General features: G+C 67.4%; 22 protein-coding genes and 6 pseudogenes. 13 read left to right on the top strand and 15 right to left on the bottom strand.

Annotated features, from left to right (window positions below; all coding sequences use genetic code 11):
• Nucleotides 1-169: 169 nt before the first annotated feature.
• Nucleotides 170-640, top strand: a complete 471-nt coding sequence (locus GJV80_RS15635) for a GatB/YqeY domain-containing protein (RefSeq protein WP_154688688.1) — start codon at nucleotides 170-172, stop codon at nucleotides 638-640.
• 50 nt (nucleotides 641-690) lie between these two features.
• Here the strand turns inward: GJV80_RS15635 and GJV80_RS15630 are convergent.
• A pseudogene (locus GJV80_RS15630) lies at nucleotides 691-3,181 on the bottom strand (transglycosylase domain-containing protein).
• A gap of 200 nt (nucleotides 3,182-3,381) precedes the next feature.
• Between GJV80_RS15630 and GJV80_RS15625 the strand changes: the two are divergent.
• Nucleotides 3,382-3,657: a WhiB family transcriptional regulator gene (locus tag GJV80_RS15625; protein WP_154688687.1), complete on the top strand. Its 276-nt coding sequence runs from the start codon at nucleotides 3,382-3,384 to the stop codon at nucleotides 3,655-3,657.
• A gap of 61 nt (nucleotides 3,658-3,718) precedes the next feature.
• Here GJV80_RS15625 and GJV80_RS15620 read toward each other — a convergent pair whose 3' ends face one another.
• From GJV80_RS15620 to npdG, 3 genes are read right to left on the bottom strand one after another with little or no spacing between them, the layout of a single operon-like run.
• A complete protein-coding gene (locus GJV80_RS15620; protein ID WP_154688686.1) occupies nucleotides 3,719-4,768 on the bottom strand; it encodes an ArsA family ATPase in 1,050 nt (349 codons plus the stop codon).
• Nucleotides 4,765-5,772, bottom strand: a complete 1,008-nt coding sequence (locus GJV80_RS15615) for an ArsA-related P-loop ATPase (RefSeq protein ID WP_154688685.1) — start codon at nucleotides 5,770-5,772, stop codon at nucleotides 4,765-4,767. Before GJV80_RS15615 ends, GJV80_RS15620 begins: the two co-directional genes overlap by 4 nt.
• 13 nt (nucleotides 5,773-5,785) lie before the next feature.
• The gene (gene npdG / locus GJV80_RS15610; RefSeq protein WP_154688684.1) at nucleotides 5,786-6,460 is read right to left on the bottom strand and encodes an NADPH-dependent F420 reductase; all 675 of its coding nucleotides are present in this window, start codon (nucleotides 6,458-6,460) and stop codon (nucleotides 5,786-5,788) included.
• A 163-nt stretch (nucleotides 6,461-6,623) separates the two neighbouring features.
• Between npdG and GJV80_RS15605 the strand changes: the two genes are divergently transcribed.
• The gene (locus GJV80_RS15605) at nucleotides 6,624-7,007 is read left to right on the top strand and encodes a VOC family protein (RefSeq protein ID WP_154688683.1); all 384 of its coding nucleotides are present in this window, start codon (nucleotides 6,624-6,626) and stop codon (nucleotides 7,005-7,007) included.
• A gap of 87 nt (nucleotides 7,008-7,094) precedes the next feature.
• On the opposite strand, the gene GJV80_RS15600 is transcribed toward GJV80_RS15605, so the two are convergent.
• Nucleotides 7,095-8,684: a hypothetical protein gene (locus GJV80_RS15600; protein ID WP_195908959.1), complete on the bottom strand. Its 1,590-nt coding sequence runs from the start codon at nucleotides 8,682-8,684 to the stop codon at nucleotides 7,095-7,097.
• Nucleotides 8,684-9,436 (bottom strand): hypothetical protein, encoded by a 753-nt coding sequence (locus GJV80_RS15595; protein WP_154688681.1) that lies wholly within the window; start codon nucleotides 9,434-9,436, stop codon nucleotides 8,684-8,686. Before GJV80_RS15595 ends, GJV80_RS15600 begins: the two co-directional genes overlap by 1 nt.
• A gap of 124 nt (nucleotides 9,437-9,560) precedes the next feature.
• Here GJV80_RS15595 and GJV80_RS24070 point away from each other — a divergent pair.
• From GJV80_RS24070 to GJV80_RS15580, 4 genes and pseudogenes are all read left to right on the top strand, one after another.
• Nucleotides 9,561-9,704 (top strand): annotated as a pseudogene (locus GJV80_RS24070) (DUF4177 domain-containing protein); the annotation flags it as partial.
• Between the two features lie 33 nt (nucleotides 9,705-9,737).
• Nucleotides 9,738-10,202, top strand: coding sequence for a RidA family protein (locus GJV80_RS15590; RefSeq protein WP_154690309.1), 465 nt, complete (start codon nucleotides 9,738-9,740; stop codon nucleotides 10,200-10,202).
• Nucleotides 10,203-10,221: 19 nt separating this feature from the next.
• Entirely contained in the window at nucleotides 10,222-10,905 is a 684-nt protein-coding gene (locus GJV80_RS15585) for an NUDIX hydrolase (protein ID WP_154688680.1), read from the top strand.
• Nucleotides 10,906-10,931: 26 nt separating this feature from the next.
• Nucleotides 10,932-11,738, top strand: coding sequence for an MBL fold metallo-hydrolase (locus GJV80_RS15580; protein WP_154690308.1), 807 nt, complete (start codon nucleotides 10,932-10,934; stop codon nucleotides 11,736-11,738).
• Here GJV80_RS15580 and GJV80_RS15575 read toward each other — a convergent pair.
• Nucleotides 11,722-12,669 carry a hypothetical protein gene (locus GJV80_RS15575; protein ID WP_154688679.1) on the bottom strand — a complete coding sequence of 316 codons (948 nt, stop codon included), beginning with the start codon at nucleotides 12,667-12,669 and terminating at the stop codon, nucleotides 11,722-11,724. The genes GJV80_RS15580 and GJV80_RS15575 overlap by 17 nt on opposite strands.
• 172 nt (nucleotides 12,670-12,841) lie before the next feature.
• Between GJV80_RS15575 and GJV80_RS15570 the strand changes: the two genes are divergently transcribed.
• Nucleotides 12,842-14,380, top strand: coding sequence for a S1C family serine protease (locus GJV80_RS15570; protein WP_154688678.1), 1,539 nt, complete (start codon nucleotides 12,842-12,844; stop codon nucleotides 14,378-14,380).
• Nucleotides 14,381-14,400: 20 nt separating this feature from the next.
• Here the strand turns inward: GJV80_RS15570 and GJV80_RS15565 are convergent, their stop codons facing one another.
• Nucleotides 14,401-15,078: a Crp/Fnr family transcriptional regulator gene (locus GJV80_RS15565; protein WP_154688677.1), complete on the bottom strand. Its 678-nt coding sequence runs from the start codon at nucleotides 15,076-15,078 to the stop codon at nucleotides 14,401-14,403.
• A gap of 256 nt (nucleotides 15,079-15,334) precedes the next feature.
• On the opposite strand from GJV80_RS15565, the pseudogene nth reads away from it, so the two are divergent.
• The 5 genes and pseudogenes from nth to GJV80_RS15545 all read left to right on the top strand — a co-directional run bounded on the left by nth (nucleotide 15,335) and on the right by GJV80_RS15545 (nucleotide 17,992).
• Nucleotides 15,335-15,989, top strand: a pseudogene (nth, locus tag GJV80_RS15560) (endonuclease III).
• Nucleotides 15,986-16,402: pseudogene (locus GJV80_RS25140) on the top strand (redoxin family protein); the annotation flags it as partial. The pseudogenes nth and GJV80_RS25140, both read left to right, overlap by 4 nt.
• 34 nt (nucleotides 16,403-16,436) lie before the next feature.
• Nucleotides 16,437-16,604, top strand: coding sequence for a hypothetical protein (locus GJV80_RS24065; protein WP_230207742.1), 168 nt, complete (start codon nucleotides 16,437-16,439; stop codon nucleotides 16,602-16,604).
• Nucleotides 16,601-17,278: a CoA pyrophosphatase gene (locus GJV80_RS15550; RefSeq protein WP_230207741.1), complete on the top strand. Its 678-nt coding sequence runs from the start codon at nucleotides 16,601-16,603 to the stop codon at nucleotides 17,276-17,278. Before GJV80_RS24065 ends, GJV80_RS15550 begins: the two co-directional genes overlap by 4 nt.
• A gap of 6 nt (nucleotides 17,279-17,284) precedes the next feature.
• On the top strand, nucleotides 17,285-17,992 hold the full coding sequence (locus GJV80_RS15545) for a hypothetical protein (RefSeq protein ID WP_195908958.1): 708 nt from the start codon (nucleotides 17,285-17,287) through the stop codon (nucleotides 17,990-17,992).
• Nucleotides 17,993-17,996: 4 nt separating this feature from the next.
• Here the strand turns inward: GJV80_RS15545 and GJV80_RS15540 are convergent, their stop codons facing one another.
• From GJV80_RS15540 to GJV80_RS15515, 7 genes and pseudogenes are all read right to left on the bottom strand, one after another.
• Complete coding sequence (locus GJV80_RS15540) at nucleotides 17,997-19,127, bottom strand: ABC transporter permease (protein ID WP_230207740.1); 1,131 nt, start codon at nucleotides 19,125-19,127, stop codon at nucleotides 17,997-17,999.
• Complete coding sequence (locus GJV80_RS24060; RefSeq protein WP_230208422.1) at nucleotides 19,124-19,423, bottom strand: DUF4162 domain-containing protein; 300 nt, start codon at nucleotides 19,421-19,423, stop codon at nucleotides 19,124-19,126. The genes GJV80_RS15540 and GJV80_RS24060 overlap by 4 nt, the downstream gene beginning before the upstream one ends.
• Nucleotides 19,424-19,596: 173 nt before the next feature.
• Nucleotides 19,597-19,938: pseudogene (locus tag GJV80_RS24055) on the bottom strand (ABC transporter ATP-binding protein); the annotation flags it as partial.
• 154 nt (nucleotides 19,939-20,092) lie between these two features.
• Nucleotides 20,093-20,835, bottom strand: a pseudogene (locus tag GJV80_RS15530) (response regulator).
• Nucleotides 20,836-20,837: 2 nt separating this feature from the next.
• Entirely contained in the window at nucleotides 20,838-22,214 is a 1,377-nt protein-coding gene (locus tag GJV80_RS15525; RefSeq protein WP_154688675.1) for a sensor histidine kinase, read from the bottom strand.
• A gap of 96 nt (nucleotides 22,215-22,310) precedes the next feature.
• Nucleotides 22,311-22,802, bottom strand: coding sequence for a phage holin family protein (locus tag GJV80_RS15520; protein ID WP_195908957.1), 492 nt, complete (start codon nucleotides 22,800-22,802; stop codon nucleotides 22,311-22,313).
• A gap of 145 nt (nucleotides 22,803-22,947) precedes the next feature.
• On the bottom strand, nucleotides 22,948-23,661 hold the full coding sequence (locus GJV80_RS15515; protein WP_154688673.1) for a YbjQ family protein: 714 nt from the start codon (nucleotides 23,659-23,661) through the stop codon (nucleotides 22,948-22,950).
• Nucleotides 23,662-23,712: the final 51 nt, after the last annotated feature.

Genomic DNA, 23,712 nt, shown 5'->3' with positions numbered 1-23,712 from the left:
CCGCGTAGGCCAGACACCCGGCGCCGAACGCGGCGACCGTTCCGGCCCCTCGGGCGATCCGACCCGCGGCCGAACGGGTCTGTCGGGGGAGCGGTCAGGCATGCCGAGAAGGCTACCCGAGCCGAACTCCGGCGAAAGCGGGTGGCCGCCGGGTGTCAGACTTGGGCCCATGGCCACCGACACCGAACTGCTCACCCGGCTGCGCGCCGATCTGACCACGGCGCTGAAGGCGCGCGATCAGCTGCGCGCCAACACCATCCGTGGCGTCCTGACCGCGGTCAGTCGCGCCGAGACGGCCGGCAGCCAGGCGACCAGCCTGACCGACGATCAAGTACGGGACGTGGTGATCAGCGAGGCCAAGAAGCGCCGTGAGTCGGCCCAGGCGTACCGCGACGCCGACCGGCCGGAGTTGGCCGACAAGGAGGATGCCGAGGGCGAGATCCTTGCCGAGTATCTGCCGTCGGCATTGACCGCAGCGGAGCTGTCGACGATCGTCGCCGAGGCGATCACGTCAACCGGCGCTGCGGAGCTGGGCATGCGTGGCATGGGCAAGGTGATGGGTGTCGTCACGCCGCAGACCAAGGGCAGAGCCGACGGCAAGGCGGTCGCGGACGAGGTCAAGCGTCAGCTGAGCGCCTGACCGGCCCGTCCGGGCGTCATAAAGTCCCGGGTCAAGTCCCGGGCGCAGCGTCAGTGCTTGCCGTTCTTCTTGTCGCCACCGGAGCCACCGGAGCCACCAGACTTCTTATCGCCACCCGAGCTCTTGTCACCGCCGGACTTCTTGTCGCCTCCGGAGTTGTTGTCGCTGCCGCCACTCTTCTTCTTGCTGCCTCCGCCGGATTGCTTCTGTGGCGCAGGACCGGCGGAGTAGACCGCGTAGATGGTGCTGAACTTCGGCAGCTTTCCGCCGTACTGGGAGAAGCCAAGGAAGTAGCCCTGCGGTGAGTTGCTGTAGATCGACGTCGGCACCACGCTGAAGCCCGCCTCTTCGAGGATCCGGGTCGCCTTGCCGACGCTCATCCCCGACACGTCGGGTACGTCGACCAGATGGCCGTCGGTGGTGTCGCTGTTCTTGTAGCCGTGGAAGGGTGTGGGGTCCACGCCCTTGAGCGCCTTGGTCATTGCCGGTTTCCAGATTCCGGCGCCGGCGTCACCGCCACCGGTGCCCTGCAGGATCACACCAGTGTCGAGCTGGTAGCCGAGCAGACCGCCCGAGCGGACGTGCCCGTGCCGGAACGGTTTGCGGGTGACGTCCTCGGCGATGGAGGCAACTCCGGCCAGATCCGGTGTGTAACCGGCGAACCAGACCGCCTGGTTGTCATCGGTCGTACCCGTCTTGCCCGCCTCGGGTCGGCCGTCATCCAGTCGTGCCGGCGAACCGGTCGCCCCGCCCTGCATCACGCTCTGCAGGGAGATCGTTGACTCCGTCGGCGACATCCTTGGAGATCACCCGTTTGCAGTTGGCGCTCGGCGGGTCGATGTCCTTGCCCTGGTAGTTGGTGATCTTGTCGATGATGATCGGATCGCAGTGGATGCCGCGCGCAGCGAAGGTCGCGTACGCCTCCGCCAGGCTGAGCGGTGCAATGTTGGCCACACCAAGGGTCAGCGAGGGCGCCGAGGCGTACGCGGAATCCTCGATCGGCTGTCCCGACGCCAACTTGACGCCCAGCTTGCTGGCCATCTTGACCACCGGGCACAGGCCGATGGTCTGCTCCAGTTGCAGGAAGTAGGTGTTGACCGAGTACTCCGCCGCCTTGCGCATGTTCATCACGCCGTTGACACCGGTGGAGTTCTTCGGCGAATACGGCTCGGTCAGCGTGAAGTTGCCGTCGCAGGTCTTCCAGCGGGTCCCCGTCATCGGCAGCGGCGAGCGGGCGTTGTAGGTCTTGGACGGCGAGACACCCTCCTCCAATGCCGCGGCGATGGTGATCGCCTTGAAGGTCGAGCCGGACTGGAAGCCACCCGAACTGCCGCCCAGATCCGGAGGCGCCGGGTAGTCGTAGTAGGTCTCGCCCTTCTTGACGTCCCCGCCCATCTCCGGCCGGCTCTGGGCCATGCCGATGATCAATCCCGTGCCCGGCTGGATCATCGACATCGTCGCGATCACCGGGTCCCTCGGCCCGACGTAGTTGCTGACCGCCTTCTGCGCCGCGTCCTGGGTCTTCGGGTCGATCGCTGTCTCGACGGTCAGGCCACCACGCTTGATCGTGTTCACTCGGTCCTGTTGGGTCTTGCCCAGCGCGGGCAGCTTCAGCAAGCTGTTGTAGACATAGGTGCACAGGAACGGGTACCGGCTGCTGACACAGCCGTTCGGAGAACTCCGGACCTTGTCCTGGTCGAACTTGGTCTTCTTGGCCTTGGCCGCGTCGTGGGCGGTGATCACCTTGAGCTCGGCCATCCGGTCCAGCACCACATTGCGTCGGGCGATCGCGGCGTCGGGGTGCTGCACCGGGTTGTCCGAATCCGGGCTCTGCACAAGACCCGCGAGCATGGCGGCCTCCGGCAGGCTCAACTTCTTGGCCGACGTGTCGAAGTAGTGCCGGGCGGCGGCCTCGACACCGTAGGCACCGTCGCCGTAATAGGCGATGTTCAGGTAGCGCTCGAGGATCTGGTCCTTGGACAGCTTCTTCTCCAGGCCGATCGCGTACTTGAGCTCCTGGATCTTCCGCGAGACGGTGTCGTCCTGGGCTTCTCTGACGCCCTTCTCGTCACCGGCGAGCTGGGCCTCCTGGATGCGCACCATCTTCACGTACTGCTGGGTGATGCTCGACCCGCCCTGGGTGACGCCGCCTGCCGCGGCATTGGACAGCAACGCGCGGATCGTGCCCTGGACGTCCAACGCGCCGTGCTGATAGAAGCGGTGGTCCTCGATCGCCAGCTGCGCCTCGCGCATGATCGGCGCGATGTCGTCCAGCGGCTTGTAGATGCGGTCCTGGTCGTAGAAGTACGCCAACGTGTCGCCGTTGGCCATGGTCACCTTGGTCTTCATCGCCTGCGGCGGCGTGGTGAAGTCCTGTGGCAGATCGTTGACGGTCTTGACCGCGGCACGACCGCCCACCCCCGCCATCGCCGCAACCGGGACGGCGAGCCCGGCGACCAGGAGACCTGCGACCATGCTCACCACGAGAAACATGGCAGCCGAGTAGGCGACGCTTCCCGCGCGCTTGGGGCTGAACGGCATGCGTTACAGGCTACGGGACGTTCAAGTCCAGACCGAATCTCTAGGGCTGTGCAAGTGTTGCGGAAAAATCTTGGTCTTTAGTCCCTAGTCAAACCTTAAACGGCTTCGTACGATTCCATCACCGATTCGCTGGGGAACTGTCCGTCAGGCCGTCGGGGCCATAGGACACGGGTCGGTTGGTGTATTGGGGGATACGCATAATGACTGCGTTGTTTCAAGAAGATTGGGCGCTGCAAGCGAAGTGTCGCGGCATGGAGGACGCACTCTTTGTCGAGGCATCCGAGCAGAAGCGGGCACGCACGGTGTGCGCCGGTTGTCCAGTCCGTTCGGAGTGTCTCGCCGAGGCACTCGACAATCGGATCGAATGGGGCGTGTGGGGAGGTATGACCGAGCGCGAACGGCGTCTGCTGCTTCGTCAGCACACCAACGTCCGGAGCTGGCGATCAATTCTCGTCGGCCAGGGCGGCGCCAAGTAGCCGGAGCGCGTCGAGGTCGGTGACATCGCCGGGCTGGTCCGGCACCCTCCGCAGCGCGACATCAGGTCGTGACGAGGGAGAACCGGGCCAGCAGGCGGTGTTCCCGCTCGACAAGACGCATTCGGTCTGCGTGTCGCCGTAGCGCAGCAATCTCCGCCTGGTGATCACCGCCGTTCGTACGCTCGGCAGCCGATTCCAGATCCTCGGCCAGGGCCAGCGCCCGTTCCGCTGAGATCTCCAACTCGCTGCCGTGGGTGCGATTGACCACAAGGCCGGACAACGGTAGTCCTGACTCGGTCAACCGATCGACGAAGAAGCTCGCCTCGCGTAACGCGTCAGGTTCCGGGGTCGCCACGACCAGGAACGTGGTCCGGTCGGATTCGAGCAGGGCCAGCGTCTTCGCCGCCCGTGCACGGAATCCGCCGAACAGCGTTTCGAACGCCGCTGCGAACGTCTTCACGTCGGTGATCACCTGGGCGCCGAGGATCTTCTCCATGGCCGAGTAGACCAGGTTGAAGCCGACGCCCATCAGCCGGAAGGGCCCTCTGGACGGATTCAGCAACAGCCGGAGGAACTTCCCGTCGAGCAGGCTGGCCAGATGTTCTGGCGCATCCAGGAAGTCCAGCGCAGAGCGTGACGGTGGCGTGTCGACGATGATCAGGTCCCACCGACCGTCGGCATCGGCCTGGGCGGACAGCTGGCCGAGCTTCTCCATCGCCATGTACTCCTGCGTCCCGGCGAAGGATGTGGACAGCGCCTGGTAGAACGGATTGGCGAAGATCGCCTCGGCCTTCTCCGGTGTTGCGTGATCGGCGACGACCTCGTCGAAGGTCCGCTTCTTGTCCAACATCATCGCGTCCAGGCTGCCGCCGGACGAGGTGTCGATGCCACGCACCGGGCGCGGGGTGTTGTCCAGCTGTTCGACGCCCAGGGACTGGGCCAGCCGGCGGGCCGGGTCAATGGTCAGCACCACCACCCGGCGTCCGGACTCGGCTGCCCGGACGGCAAGCGCGGCCGAGGTCGTCGTCTTGCCGACCCCGCCGGAGCCGCAGCAGATGATGATCCTGGTCTGCGGATCGTTGATCGCGCCGGCGACATCCAGATCGGTCACGCCCGCACCTCGTCGGCCAGTTGGCTGCGCAAGGTTGTGGCGATCGCCAGGATCGCCGCCTCGTCGATGCCCAACGGATCAAGATCAACGTTCAGGATCGGGAGGCCGAGTTCCTGCAGCCGCTCCCGGCGCTGCAGTTCGTCGATGAGGCGCTGTGCGTCGATGGCGAACTCGTCGGCGAGGGTCTTGTTGGCGACCTCGGACAGGCCGGGGACCTTGAGCGGAAGCCTGCCCTCCACGGCCATCTCGAGCTGGTCGCGGCTCAGTGTGTTCGGCGTGATCATGTTGGCGATCACGGTGCCGATCTCGATCTTGGTGGGTGCCAGATCGGTCACGGCCTCGATGGTCTCGGTGATCGGCATGTCCTCCAGCAAGGTGACCAGGTGTACGACCGTGTGCTCGGATCGCAGCACGGCTCCGATGGCGTCGGCCTGACCCCGGATCGGCCCGATCTTGGCAAGGTCGGACACCGCCTCGTGCACGTTCAGGAAGTTGGCGATCCGCCCCGTCGGCGGCGCGTCCAGCACCACCGCGTCATAGGCGTTGGGCATCCTCTTGATCAGCCGGCGGGCCACCTCGTACACCTTGCCGATCAGCAGGAGATCCTGCAGGCCGGGGGCGATCGAGGTCGCGAAGTCGACAACGCCGAAGCGGTCGAGGGCCCGGCCTGCGATCCCGAGGCGGTAGTACGTCTCCAGATACTCCATCAGTGCGTTCTCGGGATCCATCGACAGCCCGTGCACCTGGCCGCCGGCCGGCGTGGTCATCAGCCGCCGTTCGCCGGCGCCACGCAGCGGCTTGTCGCCGAACAGTTGGCTGACGCCCTCTCGTCCTTCGAGTTCGCAGAGCAGGACCCGACGGCCCGGGGTTGCCAGGGCGCAGGCCAGGGACGCGGCGATGGTCGTCTTGCCGGTGCCGCCCTTGCCGGTGACGATGTGCAGCGTGTGTCGTGGGCCGTCGACCGGAGGCGGCGTCAACCAGCTCGGACGACGTGGTGTGTCCATATCGCCGTAGGCCTCAGACGTCGGTGATCCGGATGCCGGCGTGGACCTTGTAACGGCGGTTGATCGCGATGATGTTGGCCGTCAGCGCCTCGACCTGGCCGCAGTTGCGTAGCCGCCCGCCGTAGATGCCGCGGGCGCCGGGGATGGCCGTGACGAGGTCACACACCGACTCGATCGCCGCCCGGTCCTCGCCGAGAACCAGGACGTCCAGCTCGACCCGGTCCACGCCCGGATCGTCCAGCAGCACGGAGCTGACGTGATGGAAGGCGCCGATCACTGTGGAATCCGGCAGGATGCGGGCCGCCTCCTGGGCGCTGGATCCGTCCGGAACTGCAATTGCGTAGGGGCCCTGCTTGTCGAAGCCGATTCGATTGACGCAGTCCACGACAATTTTGCCGGCCAGTTTCGGCGCCAATTCGCCGAGCAATTCGGCGTGCCCGTCGTAGGGCACCGCGACGATGACCAGGTCGGCGCCGGCGGCATCCGCGTTCGCGACACCACTCACCGGAAGCCCGGTGAAGTCCGCGGCCGCCGCCGCGGCGCGTTCGGCGGAACGGGAGCCGATCACCACTTGATAACCGGCCGCCGCGAACCGACGGGCCAGACCCCGCCCCTGAGGTCCGGTGCCGCCGAGGATGCCGATCGATCGTGGCCGTTCGTACGGACCGGTTGCGGGGGCCTCAGTCATGCTCCGATGGTAATGCGCGCACTTGGATGACTTTCGGCTCGGCCGCCTCGGCCCGATGGGCGGCACACCTGCTCATGTGCTGACCATCGACGGCCCATGCGCAGCCCGGCGCCGCCTGATCGCCAGGAACAGAGTTGTCAGAGGCGGACGGCAAGCTGAGGCCATGAGCGACACCAGCACAGACGCAACCCCGGCAGTCAGCATCATCTCGGTGGTCATCGACACTCCGGACCCCGGCGGTCTCGCCAAGTTCTATGCCGATCTCCTCGGTTGGCCGGAGCCCAATGTGGAATCGGACTGGGCCGATCTCAAGGGGCCGGACGGGTCGGTGCTGAACTTTCAGCTGGCGCCGGACCTGACGCCGCCGTCCTGGCCGGACCCGAGGGTGCCTCAACAGTTCCACATCGACTTCCGCGTGGACGACCTCGATGCTGCCGAGAAGCACGCCATCGCGCTGGGCGCCCGGCCTGTCGAGGGACCTGACGACAGCCCGACCTTCAGGGTCTATCTCGACCCCAGCGGCCACCCCTTCTGTCTCTGCCGCTGAACCCTTTGCGGCACCCTCGCCGGAGGCGGACACCGGATGGCACTCCCGACATGCCACCCGGTGCCCGCACCGGGCACGCGCCTCCCGTCAGCCACCGGACCCGGTCGACTCCTCTGTGATGGCATGGACAGCGCCCGCGGCGAGCGCGGCGCCCTGCAGTGCGCGGCCGGATGCGCCCGGTCCGTCGGAGTACCGACGTCCCCGGGTGTTCTCGGTGGTGGTCGTCGTCACCGTCTGTGCGCCGTCGGGTTGCGCTGCGCCGGCGTCGGTGCTTCCCGCGCTTCCCGAGGAGCCGTTCGGGGCGGAGCCGGTTGTGTGCGGGTTGCCGGCTGACTGTCGCGGCGCACTGCCGCCACCGGATCGCCCAGTCTGTGCGGTGCCGGCGGGTCCGCCCGATCCGCCCCCCGACCCGCTCGGGCCGGCACCGGAGCCGGCGCCGGTCGCACTCGGATTGGTCGACCCGCTGGGGGCGGACGTCGTTGTCGACGACCGGGCCGATTCATGGGTGGCGGTCGACCGGGCACCCGAGGGCAGCCGCGCTGCGGCCATCATGACCGCGGCCCCGGACGCATGCCCACTCGACGCAGCGCTCGCCATCGGCGCCACGAAGCGCAACAGTGCCGGAAGGGCCAGGACGGCCAGCAACATGAGCATGGTGCCGGTCAACATGCTCAACAGCTCGTCCTCGGTCCGCAGTTGGTTGGTGACCAGCTTGAAGGCGGCTGCGTAGATCAGCGAAGCGATCGGCTTGTACAGCAGAAAGGCGACCAGCCAGGAGACACATCGTTTGAACCAGAGCTTGCCCATCTCGGTGTTCGTTGCGGCCGCGGCGATCGGCAGGACCCCGGTGAGCAGGACGAGCATCCCGGAGCGGGCCACCATCAGGACGATCTGGATCAGATCCGACAGCAACGCCACCAGACCGATGATGATCATCAACAGCGTCCCGTCGAAGGTGCCGTCACCCTCGCTGATCTTGAGGATGCGTTTCACGCTGTTCACGAAACACTGGCTGTCCTCCGGCCCGCACCTCATGCCCTGGTCGATCACCCAGACCGAGAACGAGTCCGCGGCAGTGATCAACATGTTGACGATCGTGACGCCGGCGCCTGCAACAACGATCAAGGTCAGAAGACTCCTGACCAACTCGCGCCCGGGGTGGGCCCGCTGCTCCCAGATCATTCGGATCGCGCCGATCAACACTGATGCTGTCGCTGCTGCGGCCATGTACCACCACAGAGCCGACTGGATGAAACCCGTGGCTCCGCCGACACCGTGCGGCCCCGCCGGCAGTGCGTGGGTGACGACGGAGGTAGCGCCCGACAGCAGCAGGACACCGCCGAGCACGGCTCCCATCCTGCCCAGCGCAGCGATCCCTTCACCGGTGCGCATCCGGACGGCGAGCAGCCCGCCCAGGGCGATCAGGGAAAGCACGGCCAGAGCGAGGCCGATCCAGGTGACGTATCCGAGAACGGTTGCGATATTCGTGGCGTGCGGGGCGGGTCCGGCGACGGTCGGTGCGGCGCCGCCGGTCAGGTCGGGCGTCCGGTAGCGGGTCCAGAACGTGCCCAGCGTGGTCAGCGTGTCGGTCTGGGAGTCGATGATCGCGTAGGAGATCTTCCGGACGACGTCCTTGCCCATGTCGTCGAGGTTGCAGACCGGTTCCGGCCAGCACATCAGTCGGCGCCCCAGGGAGAGTAGCCGGTCGTGTCGCCGACGCGGACGACATTGACCGGATCGGGATGGTTCGTGGTGAAGTGCCAGTCCCCGTGCTGCCAGACCAGGTCAAAGACACAGGAGATGATCATGGTGTCCTGAGCGGTCGAGGCCCGCGCCGCGATGTCGACCAGTGCCTCGTCGGCGGTGTAGCTGAGGATCCGGTAGCCGATGATCTGCAGCCGGAGGTCCGGGTCACGAGGCACGTAGTCGCCCGCGAGCTGCTGTTGCCGATAGGGTCCCTGGGCGACCATGTACTCCGACCAGGCCCGCGCCTGACTCACGTCGGCGTTGTCGAACGCGATCGCGTTCGCTGCGGCGAACAACGCACCACCGGCGGAATGCTGGAAGCAGTACCGGAAACCGTGTTCCGACGTCCTGCCTGGTCCGTACACGGCGGACACCGGATAGGCCGTGACATTGCTGTACCGCCAGGTCGTGTGCCGCCGGTCGAGACCGATGGGCTCGGCACCGGTGGTGGCGGGCTCCGGCAACCCGCATCGGTCACTGCGGGCTGCCTGGGTCGCGCCCGACCGTGACGTGGGCGCGACGGTGGCGGTGTCGTCCTGGTCCGCCCGGTGGTCGGTGATCCTGCTGATACCGACGTAGACGCCGAGGGCGAGGATCACCACGACGACGCAACCGCTGGCCAGAAATCCCGGCCGCAGCCAGGGACTCTCCGCGCCGTCGGCCTCGCCGGAGTTGGTGGCCACTACGAATCGTTCCTCCTTCAGACCCGACCGTCGGGCCCGCACGGAACGCTAGGGATGTCGGTCGGCGCCTTGGGCCGGTTATCCACAGACGGCGTACCCGAGGGGCGTCAGTAGGGTGAGCTACATGACGAAATGGGAGTACGTGACCGTTCCGGTGCTGGTGCACGCCACCAAGCAGATCCTCGACAACTGGGGTGCCGACGGCTGGGAACTGGTGCAGATCGTCCCGGGTATGAATCCGGAGAATCTTGTCGCCTACCTGAAGCGGCCGATCGAGGTACCGCGGCAGGGCGGGCAGGGGATGACGGCAGGCCAGCGCATCGCCGACCTCGGCCTGACCTTGCCGTCGGTTGCCCAGCCGATCGGCTCCTACCAACCAGCCGTGGTGCTCGGTGATCTCGTGTACACCTCGGGACAACTGCCGCTGGTCGGCGGGCAGCTTGTAGTGACCGGAAAACTCGGTGCCGAGGTCAGTGTCGAGGATGCCTCAGCCGCAGCTCGCAGCGCTGCCCTGAATGCGATCGCCGCGGTCGCCGAGGCCGCCGGCGGCATCGACAACATCCGGAGGATCGTCAAGGTCACCGCGTTCGTCGCCGGCACCGCCGACTTCGACGCACAACCCAAGGTGGCCAACGGTGCGAGTGACCTGTTCGGTGAGATCTTCGGCGAGGACGGCGTACACGCCCGGAGTGCGGTCGGTGTCTCCTCGCTGCCACTGAATTCGCCGGTCGAGGTGGAGATCATCGCCCAGATCGCCACCGATTGAAGCTCGGGACGCAGTGTCGATGAGAGTATCGTCGCGCGACATTCTCGCCCGTCTCGATCGCGCCGTCCCGGCGTCGGTGATCGATGGCTTGCAGTCAGCCGGGCCGTCCGGCCCGGCGCCCGCGCACACCGCGGCCAGCGTCGTCCTGCTGCGCGACCATCACCGTCGGCTCGAGACCTACGCGCTGCACCGGCATTCCCGGATGCCGTTCGCGGCCGGAATGGTGGTCTTTCCGGGCGGCAGGCTCGACCCGCTCGACGGCGTACCCGCCGATGATCATGATCCGGCAGATCCGGCGTTGACGGCCTGTGCGGTCCGGGAAACCGAGGAGGAGACCGGCGTCCGGCTCCATCCGGAGCAGTTGCGGCCGTGGGCGCATTGGATCACCCCGGCGTTCGAGCCGCGGCGGTACGACACCTTCTTCTATTTGGCGGGTCTTCCGGACGGACAACAGGCAGCCGACGTGTCGGGCGAGACGTCCGCCGCGGAGTGGAGGTCTCCGACGGAACTGCTGGCTGCAGCCGATTCCGGTGAGATCGCGGTTCTGCCGCCGACCAGGTCGATCCTGATCGAGTTGGCGGGCTTCGACTCGGTGTCGGCCGCCCTCGCCGCGGCCACGGACCGCATGATCGAGACGGTCCTTCCCCGGTTGGTCAACGGTCCGGACGGTTGGGTCTTCGACTACGGTCCCGAGCGATCATGATCACGAGCTGTTGACGGGTGGATCTGATGCCGTACGCCTATGAACGGGTGAGCCCCGTCGTCCAGAAGGTCCTGGCATTCAATCCCGGACCGATGACCTTGGACGGCACCAATACCTGGGTGGTCGGGGATGTTGATCATCAACCGCCGATCATCGTTGATCCGGGGCCACTGGATGAAGATCATCTGGACAGGGTGCTGGCGGCTGCCGGAGGATCCGCGGCGGCGGTGTGGATCACCCATCGGCACCGAGATCACACCGACGGAGCGGGCAGGATGGCAGAACTTGCCGGATGCCGTGTGATGGCAGCGGATCCGGGTGTCGCCGACTCCCGAGCGGATCTGCTGGTCGACGGTTACCGTCGTGCCCTCGGCGCTCTGGCGTTGCAGGTCGTCGCGACCCCCGGCCACACCAGTGACTCGATCTCCTTCCTGATCACCGAACCGGGCAGCACCAGCTATCTGCTCACCGGGGACACGGTTCTCGGCAGGGGCACCACGGTGATCACGCATCCGGACGGCGACCTCGGTGCCTACCTGGGTTCGCTGGACGTCATGATCGACATTGTTGCGCGGCATGATGTGGCCGAGATCCTGCCCGGCCACGGCGACCGGGTGGCCGATCCGGCCGGAGTCCTGGCCTTCTACCGCGAACACCGACAGGACCGGCTCGACCAGGTGCGGGCCGCGGTCGCGGCGGGTGATCGGACACCGACCGAGATCGTTCGTCGGGTCTACGCCGATGTCGATCCGTCGGTGTGGCCGGCTGCTGAGCAGTCGGTGCGTGCGCAACTGGACTATCTGGAGTCGATCGGGGTCAGATTCTCGGACTGAAGAACGGGTCGTTGTCGGTGTTCAGGTAGACGAACCCCGCCACGGAGTAGCGGACATGCCGATCGTGGGCCTCAGGGGCGACGACCCAAAGCCGTCCCTTCTCCGCCGTGGTCACCTGGATGCCGTGGTCGGACAGCACGAGCTTGCTTCGGGGATACCGGTCGACGGTGATCATCTCACCGGCGCGGACCTCGACGCCTGCGACGAACCTGCAATCGCGGGTCGGCTTGCGGTGGTTCACCGCGTCGATACACCGGTCGACGTACTCGGCGACGAGCGGATCGATCGCCATCCTTGCACCGGCTTTGAGGCGCGGCGTGAGGTCGGCCGCGCCGGCGGCGCCCACCGGTACGGCGACCTCCGCGGGTGGTACGTCCGCCAGCGGATTCGGCGCGCTGGTGACCCGGTAGCCGCCGGGCAACAGTGGCGGCACCGCATCGCTGTTCTGCGGGATCAGCCGGTTGTTGATCTTGGGCCCGGAGAAGAACGGGCTGTTCAGCTGCACCCCGGCAAGCGTCCGGACTGTGCGCCAGGTGCGGAGACCCAGGATCGACCGTCTCGCGTCGCGGACCACGGTGATCGACGAGGTGAACGGCTGGTCGTTGATCGTGTAGCTGGTCTCGACCGAGGCCCGGCCGGAACCGGTCCGGACGATCTCCCCGATCCGTACCCTGGCAGGCGGTCGGTAGTCCGGGCTCTGCAGCACGCTGATCGCGTACGACTGCTGATCAAGGTCCGGTTCCAGGTCGACGACGCGGTCGGCGTCGCGCTCGGTAAGGGCCGTGAAGTACTGCCGTACCGCCGCCTGGGGCGTGTAGGCCCGATCGCCCGACAGGACGTGAATCCCGAGCAGCACGCCGACGACGGCGACGATCGTCACGCCGATGAACCACAGCTGCGCCGGCCGGGGGCCACGCCGTGCACGGGTCATCATCGTTGTCCTCCGCCAGGATCGGGCAGCTCCGGAAGGGACGTACCTACTCTCCACCCACCTTTCCACTTCGGCGGCGGATCGGTGGCCTGCTTCAGCTGCAGAAGCGTTCAGAACGAGCCAACAGCCGATGCACAGCTGACCCATAGGCGGCCGAGGAACTGTAACTGGCATGAACCAACAGTTGCCGGAAAACCCGGAGGGCCGGGCGCAGCCCTTCGGCCACCCGTTCGGTGCCGACTCCGGAGCGGAGCCGACCCAGCCCATAGCGCCCCAGCCCGACGGGCCCCAGCCCAATGTGCCCCCGTCCGATGGCCCCGGCGTCAACCCGCCCGGCGCCGCCCACGGCTTCGGCACCCCCTCGGCCGATCATCCCGGCTATCAGCAGAGCCCGCACGGCGGCTACAGCTACCCACCGGCCGACCCCTTCCGGACCACTGCCTACGGCAGGACCGGCTATCAGCAGCACACCCCGTACGGACCGGGAAACCCGTACGGTCAGGCGTTCACCTCCGAGCAGCCCGGCCCGTACGGAACATCGGGCGGGACAACGCCGCCGGCAGCAGGCAACCAGCCGCCGAGCCGGCGCGGCAACCGGCGCCGCGGGCCACTGGTGATCGCCTCTCTTGCCCTGGCCGCGGTGATCGGCGCCGGTGCGGGGATCGGCTCGTATGCATTCCTCGACCAGGGGTCGGGAAGCATCGCCTCGCCGATCGCCGTCACGACCCAGACGGCGCCCCAACAGGCCAAGGCCGACGGGACAGTGGAGGGCGCGGCCAAGGTGATCGAGCCGTCGGTGGTCACAATCACGGTGCAGGCCGGCAACAGCGGTGACATCGGAAGCGGAGTCGTGCTGGACAAGAAGGGCCACATCCTGACCAACAACCACGTCGTGGCAGCGCTCAGCCAGACCAACGGTGGATTGGGCGGCATGCAGCCGAACGGCCCGTCCAAGATCACGGTGACCTTCAGCGACGGCCGGACTGCATCGGCCAAGGTGGTCGGGACCGACGAGACCGATGACCTGGCGGTGATCAAGGTCAGCGGCGTGAAGAACCTGGTGCCCGCCGATTTCGCCAAGTCCGGTTCGATCAGCACCGGGCAGTCCGTGGTCGCGGTCGGGGCACCACTCGGACTGTCGCAGACCGTGACCAGCGGCATCGTCTCCAATGTCGCCCGCCCGGTCCGGTCCGGAGAGAACAACGATGCCGTGTACATGGCTGTCCAGACCGACGCCGCGATCAATCCCGGCAACTCCGGCGGACCATTGGTCGACCTGAATGGGTCGGTGGTCGGGATCAATTCCTCGATCGCGTCAACCGACGAGGGCTCTGGCGGTGAACAGGCCGGGAACATCGGTATCGGATTCGCGATCCCGTCCGATGTTGCGGTCCGGGTCGCCTCGCAGCTGATCGCAACCGGCAAGTCCGACGACGCGGTACTCGGGGTGACCATCTCCGGAACCGACGGGAGCAGCCTCGGCTCGACCACGACGGGTGTGGAGTTGCAGAGCGTCAAGCCCGGAAGCGCCGCCGCCGAAGCCGGACTGCAGGCAGGCGATGTGGTGACGTCGTTGAACGGCTTCACCGTCACAACGGCGGACGGGCTGATCGCAGCGACGCACTACTACGCGCCTGGCACAGCGGTGAGCCTGACCTACCAGCGGGACGGCCAGTCACACACCACCCGTGCGACCCTCGGCGCGTCCTAGACGGGGAACCCGGCGTGGGCCTACCGGGCGCGGCGCTCGACCCGTTCCACGTCGATCAGGGTGACCGACCGCGGCTCGAGCCGGATCCAGCCCCGCGCAGCGAAGTCGGCCAGTGCCTTGTTCACGGTCTCCCGGGAGGCGCCGACCAGTTGGGCCAGCTCCTCCTGGGTCAGATCGTGATGAACGTGGATCCCGTCCTCGCGATGGTCACCGAAGCGGGTCGCCAGATCCAGCAGGGCCTTGGCCACCCGGCCGGGCACATCGGAGAAGACCAGATCGGCGTTGGTGTCGTTGGCCCGCCGGAGCCTGCCGGCCAGCTGGCTCAGCAGGCCCTGGGCCACCTCCGGCCGGCCGACCAGCCACTTGTTCAGCACGTCGTGCTCCAGGACCCGCAACTCCGCGGAGGTCACCGCAGTCGCGGTGGTCGAGCGAGGACCGGGGTCGAAGACCGACAGCTCCCCGAACATCTGTCCAGGCCCGAGGACGGCCATCAGGTTCTCCCGGCCCGCCGAGCCGCTGCGGCCCAGCTTCACCTTGCCGCTGACCACCACATACAGCCGGTCCTCGGTGTCACCCTCGTGAAACAGGATCTCGCCCTTGGCGAGCTTGACCGTCCCCATCGCAGCTGACAGTGCAGCTACTGCCTCGTCCTCAAGTCCCTTGAACAGCGGAGCCTGTTTCAAGACTTCGGGGTCCACGTGCCCTCCTGGTCATCTGCAATTTCCTCGCACAGGCTACAGTCATGGGCCTGGGACCGCACCCGGACCGGTGCAGGCACCGTCGGACTGCGACCGCTCCGTGACCGAACGTCCCCGAAGCCGCCGTGCCGGGCTGTCGGGCCCCGTCAGTAGGCTGATCGTCATGACGTCAGGTCCGACCCGGGGCAGCCGGAGCGCCGCCAAAGCCGAGACCGGTGACCCGAGTCGTACGGCTCTGGTGCGGCGGGCGCGCACCATCAACCGGGTGCTCGCCCAGACCTATCCCGACGCCCACACCGAGCTCGACTTCACCACCCCGCTGGAGTTGCTGGTCGCCACAATCCTGTCGGCCCAGACCACCGACAAGCGGGTCAACCTGGTCACCCCTGTGCTGTTCGCGAAATATCCCGACGCCGCGGCGTACGCTGCCGCCGACCGGGCCGAGCTGGAGACCCTGCTGCAGCCGACCGGATTCTTCCGGGCCAAGACCGAGACCCTGATGAAACTCGGGGCCGACCTGGTCGAGCGATACGGCGGTGAGGTGCCCGGCAAACTCAAGGAACTGGTCACCCCTGCCCGGCGTCGGCCGCAAGACCGCCAACGTGGTGCTCGGTAACGCGTTCGGCGTCCCCGGGATCACCGTCGACACCCATTTCGCCCGGTTGGTCCGCCGGTTCGGATGGACCGAACAGACCGAGCCGGACAAGATCGAGGCCGAGGTGGCCTCGCTGTTCCCGCGCAAGGATTGGACCCAGCTGAGTCACAACGTCATCTGGCACGGGCGCCGACGGTGCCATGCCCGCAATCCTGCCTGCGGTGCCTGCCCGATTGCCCGCTGGTGCCCGTCCTACGGCGAGGGACCGACCGATCAGACCAAGGCGGCGAAGCTGGTCCGGGAACCCCGAGGATGATGCGGCGCCTTCTCGCCGCCCTGGCTGTCGTGCTGATGCTCGCCGGATGCAGCGGATCACCTGCGGCCACGCCGTCCCCGGACCAGGCGACGGCTGCCGCTCCTCGGCCCTCGGAGAAGCAGTTGCAGTCCGCCAGGAAACGGGCCGGCATCCCCGACTGCCCCAGGTCCGGCGACCGGGCTGCGCTGTCCGACGGGCTGCCCGACGTCACCCTGGGCTGCCTGGGCAGTCACCGCACTGTCCGGCTGGCCGGTCTCCGTGGCCGGCCGATGGTGATCAACATCTGGGCACAGTGGTGCCGTCCCTGCCGGATCGAGGCGCCGCACCTGGCAACGGTCGCCGAAGAGGCAGGCGACAAGGTCGACTTCATCGGCATCGATTACGCCGATCCCGATCCGGCCGCCGCGATCGGGTTCGCCGGCAGCGCGAGGTGGCGCTACCCCCCAGGTGCGGGACCCGCACCAGCAGGTCAAGGGTCCGCTCAAGATCATCGGAGTGCCGCAGACGTTCCTGGTCGACGCGCACGGCAGGATCGTCTACCGCCAGGTCAAGCCGTTGACCAGCGATGCCCAGCTGCGCGCGTTGATCCATGATCATCTCCGGGTGCGGCTGTGACCGACCACGAGCTGCCTACCTGGCTGCGGCCGTTGCAGCACAGCCTTTCCGAAGCAGAACGTACGTTTGCCGCCGAACCTGCAGCAGGCCGCCCGGCCGGCGTCCTGGTGCTCTTCGGCGAAGATCGTCGCGGGCCCGATCTGCTCTTCATCGAGCGTGCCGCGTCGCTGCGCTCCCACCCCGGGCAGGTAGCCTTCCCCGGCGGCGGGCTGGAGGACGGCGACGCCGACCTGGTGGCGGCCGCGCTCCGAGAGGCGGCCGAGGAGACCGGGCTCGATCCGTCCGGTGTCGAGGTCTTCGGCGAGATGTCGCCGCTGGATCTCGAGGTGTCCGGGTTCCAGGTGACGCCCGTGCTCGGCTGGTGGCGGCAGACCACGCCGGTCGCCGTGGTCGATCCTGGTGAGGTCGCGGCGGTCCGCCGAGTGCCGATCGCGGACCTCACGACTCCGGGGAACCGCTACACGATGGTCCACCCGAGCGGCCGGCGAGGACCGGGATTCCCTGGTCGACGACCTGTTGATCTGGGGATTCACCGCCTATGTGTTGAACGGCGTCCTGACTCGGGGAGGCTGGCAGCGGCCGTGGAACCAGGGCCGGACGATGGCGGTACCGTCACGCTATCTTGGCCGGCAACCCGTCGCCGGCCCCGACCTGGACGCACCGACAGGAGCTGAACCCGCATGACCCCCGACCTTGCCGACCTGCCCGACGACACCGGCCAGCAGGTGTCGGAGTTGCTGGCCCGGTTCGAGGAACTGCTGCCCGGCCACCGGCACATCGGTGAGGACCTGGTCCGCCGGTACGGCGAACCGCAACGGCACTACCACGGCCTGAGCCACCTGACCGCGGTCCTGGACCGCGTCGAGGACTTCGCGACCGCCAAGCACGACCTCTTCATGGTCCGGCTGGCGGCCTGGTTCCACGACGCCGTGTACGCGATCCCGCCGGGTCAGATCAGCAACGAGGAGGCGTCGGCCCGGCTGGCGATCCGTACGCTTGGTCGGTCCGGTTTCGAACAGGAGGAGATCGGCGAGATCGCCCGCCTGGTCCGGCTCACCGAGGGCCACCATCCCAGCGGTTCCGATCCGGACGGGGAGTTGCTCTGCGACGCCGACCTGGCGATCCTGGCCGCGGAACCGGAGGCGTACCGCCATTACGTCGACCAGGTGCGCCGGGAGTACGGTCGGCTCAGCGACGGGGAGTTCGCCACCGGCCGCCTGCACGTGCTGCTTCGCTTCGGCGGACGGGAGGTCTTCCGGACCCAGTCCGCCCGGGTGCTCGAGCCGGCCGCCCAGCACAACCTGGCCACCGAGGCGCTGGAGCTGATCGACCACCTGGGCATCGATGATCAGTTCCAGGCCGACGACTGGCCGAAGACCGCGCGCTGACCGTTCACTCCACCCCGCTGCTGCGTAGTGCCTCCCGGACCGACACCTTCGCCCCGGTGCGCAGCAGCGCGTTGCCGTAGATCTTCGCTGCGATCATGATCACCCCGACTGTGCCGCCGATCAGGACCAACAGCGACAGCAGGGGTTCCCACCAGGCGGCCTGGGACAGGAAGATCCGCAACGGCATGCCGACGGCGGCAGAGAACGGCACGTACGACATGATCGTCAGCACGACATCGTTGTTGTTGAAGAAGATCACCAGGAAGTACGGAACCATCACCAGCATCGTCACCGGCGTGACGGTGGACTGCACATCCTCCTGACGGGATACCAGCGACGCAGCGGCTGCGAACATCGCCGCCAGCAGCACGAAACCGATCACGAAGAAGATCACGAACCAGGCCATCGGTGCGCCGAGCGCGGACAACACGCTGTTCTCTCCGGTGGTCGAGAGGCCGATCACCGCGCAGGCGCCGAGCAACACCACCTGGGCGAACGCCAACAGGCTGTTCCCGAGGATCTTGCCGGTCAGCAGGGTGCGGCTGGTCACGCTGGAGATCAGGATCTCCACGATCCGGGTCTGCTTCTCCTCGACGACACTCTGGGCGATCGTGCCCCCGAAGGTCGCAGCCGACATGAGGAAGACGATCCCGAAGCCGTACGACGCGATGTAACGCAGTCCCGGCGACACCGCGGGCGGGTGCAACAGGGTCACCTCTGGCTGGACGCTGAGTTTGTTGACCAACGCGTCGGGCGCCTGGTCGTCGGCAATGATCTTGATCTTCGCCGGGCTCGACGGGTCGGGAACGACGGCGGCCTCGACCGTGCCGTTCTCGATCATCCGGGCCGCGGCGGCCGCCGAATCAGCGCGGGTGATCTCCAGCCCGTCGGCGTGCTGCACCTGGCCGGCCACGTCGCCGACCACGGCCACCGACGTTGTGCTGGTCCGGCCACCCAGCAGACCGCTGATGATCACGCCCGCTAGGACGGCGGCCAGCATGATTCCGGTGGACACCTGGAAGGCGCGGCTGCGAACCCGGGTCAGGATCTCCCGCTCGGCGACCAGGCGTACGGCCTGGCCGAAGCTCAGGCCCGGGCCAACGGCGGGACGGTTCAGGACGGCGGTCTGGGTCACTGGATGATCTCCTTGAAGATCTCGGCCAGCCGTGGCCGGCGGGGGGTGAAGCTGAGGACAGGTCCGCGGCCGATCGCGGAGGCAAGAACCGACTGCGCCACCTCGGGCGAGTCGGCGTCGAAGACAGCGTTCGGGCCGTCGAACTCACGGACGGTGATGCCGGGTTGATCACGAAGCCAGCCGGCATCGCCGCCGAAGGTCGCCTGGTAGGTGTTGCCGGCGTACTGGTCGCGGAGGTCACCCCCGGGCCCTCGGCACGGACGGTCCCGTCGGCAATGATCACCAGGTCGTCGCAGAGTCGCTCGACGATGTCCAGCTGGTGGGAGGAGAACAGCACCGGAACTCCGGCAGCGGCGCGTTCCCGCAGCACCGACAACACGACGTCGACTGCCAACGGATCCAGTCCGGAGAACGGTTCGTCCAGGATGAGGGCCTGAGGATCGTGAACCAGGGCGGCCGCGACCTGTGCCCGCTGCTGGTTACCCAACGACAGGGTCTCGACCTTGTCGCTCGCCCGGTCTGATAGCTCGAGTTTCTCCAGCAGATCGGCGGTGTTCCGCCGGGCAGCCGGGTGGCTGAGACCGTGCAGCCGGGCGAGATAGATCAACTGCTCACCGACCGGCATCTTCGGGTAAAGGCCGCGTTCCTCGGGCATATAGCCGAACCGCCGGCGATCGGCCGGGGTGAGCAGCGAGCCGTCCAACCGGACCTCACCGCTGTCGGCGGCCAGCACACCGAGGATGATCCGCATCGTCGTCGTCTTGCCGGCGCCGTTGCGGCCGACGAAGCCGGTGATCCGGCCGCCGATCACGGTGAAGCTCACATCGGTCAGCACCTGCCGGCCGCCGAATGATCTGTTGATCTTGGTTATCTCCAGCACACGTTCAGGCTAGGAAGACCACAGCGTCACCACATCCACCGGCAGATGGGTCTTGCGGCTCCGTCTCGGGAGGGAACTGTGGCGATCAGGCCGTGCCCGGGGTGACCAGACGGTGCTCGTAGGCGTAGATCACTGCCTGGATCCGGTCCCGGAGCTGCAACTTCGCCAGCACATTGGAGACATGGGTCTTCACCGTGGCCTCGCCGACGACCAGCCGGGCAGCGATCTCGGCATTGGACATGCCCTGGGCGACCAACTGCAGGACCTCCGACTCGCGATCGGTCAGCGGCGGGGTAGGCACGTCCGCCTGTCCGGCAGCTGTCGCTCCGCCCGGTTGCTGCCCGGAGGAGGGACCGGGTCGCTCACGCGCTGCATGGTCACGACGACCGGCGAATCCGGCGATCACCCGGCGGGTCACGGCGGGGAGAGCAGCGCCTCGCCCGCGGCCACGACCCGGACGGCTTCGACGAGATTCTCCGGTGAGGCGTTCTTCAGCAGGAACCCGCTGGCCCCAGCTTCCAGGGCCTGAAATAGGTAATCATCGCGATCGAAGGTGGTCAGGATCAGTACGGCGGCCCCGATGCGCGGATCGGCGATGATCTCCCGGGTGGCCGCCAGGCCGTCCTTCGTCGGCATCTGGACGTCCATGCAGATCACGTCCGGCAGCAATGCCTGGGCCTGCCGGACCGCCTCATCGCCGTCGCCGGCCTCACCGACCACCTCGATGCCGTCGGCAATATCGAGAATGACCCGGAAGCCGTACCGCACCAGGTCGTGATCATCGACCAACAGCACCCGGATCGCCGGCCGGTCCATAGCGTCACTCATCATCAGTTCCCGGTACCGACCAACGACGCACGGTCCGACCGCGGCATCCTCGCCCGGACCAGGTAGCCGCCCCGGGCCAGCGCACCGAGTTCGATCGTGCCACCGGAGGCGGCAACCCGCTCCCGCATGCCGACCTGGCCGAGCCCGGATCGCACGGCCACCGAACGCGACGGTGCGGCACCGCTGTTGGTGACCTCCACTTCGACCTCGTCGGCGTAGTAACGGAGGCGGACGTCTGCGGTCGCGTGGGGTCCTGCGTGTTTGCGCACGTTGGTCAGCGCCTCCTGCACGATGCGGTAGATGTTCACGTCAACCACCGAGGGCAGGTCTCCGGGCTCGCCGATGATCTCCAGGCGGGTGGGCAGTCCGGTGGCATTGGATTGTCCGATCAGCGCCGGGAGTTGGCGGATCCCCACGGTGGCACCCACCTCGGCATCCTGCCCGAATGAATGATCGTGATCACAGGTCTCGGGGTCGCGCAGCGTGGTCAACATCCGGTGCAGCTCGTCGACCGCCGTCCGGGCACTCGACTCGACATGGCTCAACGACCGCCGGGCAACGTCGGGATTCTGGTCGAAGGCGATGCGGGCAGCGCTGGCCTGCACACCCATCACCGAGACGTGGTGGGCAACGACATCGTGCAGTTCGCGGGCGATCTGCAGGCGCTCCAGTGCGACCGCCTGCGCCGCGGCTCGCTCGCGCTCCCGGGCGAGTTCGATCGTGCGGCGTTCCAGCGCATCCTGGTCGATCGATTCGGCGTACCCGCGGTTGCCCAGATAGTAGGAGACGGCGAAGAAGGTGGTGTTGGTGAGCAACTGAATGAGCACCAGCGATACCAAGGGTGAGAACGGGCCGGTCACTGCTGGTTCGTCGTTGTGGTGGCCGGTCGCGTACACGAAGATCGAAATGACCAACCAGATGAACATTGCGGCAATGATGATCATCCGGGTCCACCAGGCACGTTGCCGGTCGGACTCCCAGGCGCCGAGCGTGTAGAAGGCGACGAACAGGGCGATCATCGGAAAGAACAGCGAGACGCCGAACGCGATGCCACCGGCCATGTAGAGCGCCGAGACGGCGACCGCGACGATTGTCGGATACCGCCTCCGCCAGGCCAGCGGGAGTGCCACGGCACCCGACCACAGCAGTTCGAGCCACAGCGGCGCCCGGGTCGGTGGCATCAGGCCTGCCCAGGGATAGAGCGGCATGGTGATCACCGCTCCGACCGTCAGCGCAACGGCGCCGATCAGGTCGGCCCGGAAGCCGGTCGGTCCCGGAGACGGCCGACGCCAGCCCGGATAGGGCGGTTCGGCACTCGGCAGGATCTGGTCCAGGGCGGACCACGAGACGCCGGCGCCGTTCGCTACAGAGCCACTCACCCGGACACGGTAACGACAATCGGTCGTACGGACATCCGCCGCGTGACGGATCAGGCTCTCCGCCCGACGACGGGCGGCGGCCGCCCGCGGTGCGGGTCAGTTGCGGCTCGCCCGAGCGGCGATCTGCGGCTGGTCCGCCGATCCCTCGATCTTCTTCGCCGTCGCCGCGGCATTACCGCGGGCGATTGCGGCCTTCACCGAATCAGCTGTGCGCTGGCCCTGGGCGATCGCCCGCTCCGGTCCTTTGACCCGCTTGACGGCGACAAGACCGATCAGTCCGAGGATCACGGCGACCACGATGAGCACCCCGGCCATGATTACGAAGCCGAGGGCGATCGGCAGGTCGAGCCACTTCCAGATCGCCAGCGAGCCGGCGATGAACAGCAGAATCAACGCGTTCAGCACGAAGTAGAGGGCGCCGCCGAAGAGTCCGGCGCCGATGCCGCCGCTCTTCGCCGAGGGCACGAGTTCGGATTTCGCGAGCTCGACCTCATCCTTGATCAGGTTCGAGACCTCGGCCTGGATGTCCTTGAGGATGTCCCCGACTCCGGGCGCCTGGGGAACCTGTCCCGTGTTGGTGCTCGTCATTGCCATGGTCTCCTCCCGCGCCGAATGACGCCACGACGACGATGATCGTTGCGCCTGAGCCTAACGGCTGAACGTTCCGGGCGGGCCCAGCCGTCGCTCGCAGCGGCCTTACCCGGCATCGGGCTTGGCTATCGGCCGCGGCGGGTCAGCGGTTGTACGGCGGCTGCTGCCACGGGCCCTGCTGCGGGTGGTCTGGGTCCTGGGTCGGGTTGTCGTTCGGGTTGTCGTTCGGGTTGTCGTTCGGGTTGTCGGGGCGGCCGGTGGGACGCCAACCCGTGGGCGGCGGCACCTGCGGGGAGTAGCCGTACTCGCCGGGAACGGGCTGCGGATCGGGTGCGTGCGCCGATGGTTGGGCGGGTGCTTGGACGGATGGTTGGGCCGACGGTTGGGCCGACGGTTGGGCCGACGGTTGGGCCGACGGTTGGGCCGGTTCCGTCGGCGGACGACGCTGGGGCCGGGCTTCGGAGGGAGCCGCTGCCCGGGGCCCGGACTGCGCCGCCTGCTGGGCGGACTGCACCGTCGCCCCGTCCTCACCGTCGGGGATCGGCCGGACAACAACCGCCGTGCCGTAGGCGCAGACCTCGGTGAAGGCCTGGGCGATGTCACCGGTGTCGAACCGCATGCCGACGATCGCGTTCGCGCCGCGTTGCTGCGCGTCGGCCCACATCCGGTTCATCACCTCGTTGCGGCTCTCGTAGACGATCTTGGTGAATTCATGGATCTCACCGCCGCCCATGGCGCGGAAGCTCGCGACGAAGTTCGCTCCCAGGTTGGCGCTCCGCACGGTCATGCCCATGACCTCGCCGAGCACCGCATCGATGCTGTAGCCGGGAATCTCGTTCGTGGTGACGATGATCATGCGTCGATTCCACCAGACTCACAGGTCATCGCCCAAGGTCCTGCCGTCGGG

The organism is Microlunatus sp. Gsoil 973 (assembly GCF_009707365.1).
Lineage (GTDB): Bacteria > Actinomycetota > Actinomycetes > Propionibacteriales > Propionibacteriaceae > Microlunatus.
The sequence above is the reverse complement of the archived record's forward strand: the minus strand, read 5'-3'. Positions and strand labels throughout refer to the sequence as shown.

Bases quoted from the DNA above. Each gene is read 5' to 3' on its own strand.
- GJV80_RS15635 (WP_154688688.1), top strand. From the start codon at position 170: ATGGCCACCGACACCGAACTGCTCACCCGGCTGCGCGCCGATCTGACC.
- GJV80_RS15625 (WP_154688687.1), top strand. From the start codon at position 3,382: ATGACTGCGTTGTTTCAAGAAGATTGGGCGCTGCAAGCGAAGTGTCGC.
- GJV80_RS15615 (WP_154688685.1), bottom strand. From the start codon at position 5,772: ATGGACACACCACGTCGTCCGAGCTGGTTGACGCCGCCTCCGGTCGAC.
- npdG (WP_154688684.1), bottom strand. From the start codon at position 6,460: ATGACTGAGGCCCCCGCAACCGGTCCGTACGAACGGCCACGATCGATC.
- GJV80_RS15605 (WP_154688683.1), top strand. From the start codon at position 6,624: ATGAGCGACACCAGCACAGACGCAACCCCGGCAGTCAGCATCATCTCG.
- GJV80_RS15600 (WP_195908959.1), bottom strand. From the start codon at position 8,684: ATGTGCTGGCCGGAACCGGTCTGCAACCTCGACGACATGGGCAAGGAC.
- GJV80_RS15590 (WP_154690309.1), top strand. From the start codon at position 9,738: ATGACGGCAGGCCAGCGCATCGCCGACCTCGGCCTGACCTTGCCGTCG.
- GJV80_RS15585 (WP_154688680.1), top strand. From the start codon at position 10,222: ATGAGAGTATCGTCGCGCGACATTCTCGCCCGTCTCGATCGCGCCGTC.
- GJV80_RS15580 (WP_154690308.1), top strand. From the start codon at position 10,932: ATGCCGTACGCCTATGAACGGGTGAGCCCCGTCGTCCAGAAGGTCCTG.
- GJV80_RS15575 (WP_154688679.1), bottom strand. From the start codon at position 12,669: ATGACCCGTGCACGGCGTGGCCCCCGGCCGGCGCAGCTGTGGTTCATC.
- GJV80_RS15570 (WP_154688678.1), top strand. From the start codon at position 12,842: ATGAACCAACAGTTGCCGGAAAACCCGGAGGGCCGGGCGCAGCCCTTC.
- GJV80_RS15545 (WP_195908958.1), top strand. From the start codon at position 17,285: ATGACCCCCGACCTTGCCGACCTGCCCGACGACACCGGCCAGCAGGTG.
- GJV80_RS15520 (WP_195908957.1), bottom strand. From the start codon at position 22,802: ATGACGAGCACCAACACGGGACAGGTTCCCCAGGCGCCCGGAGTCGGG.
- GJV80_RS15515 (WP_154688673.1), bottom strand. From the start codon at position 23,661: ATGATCATCGTCACCACGAACGAGATTCCCGGCTACAGCATCGATGCG.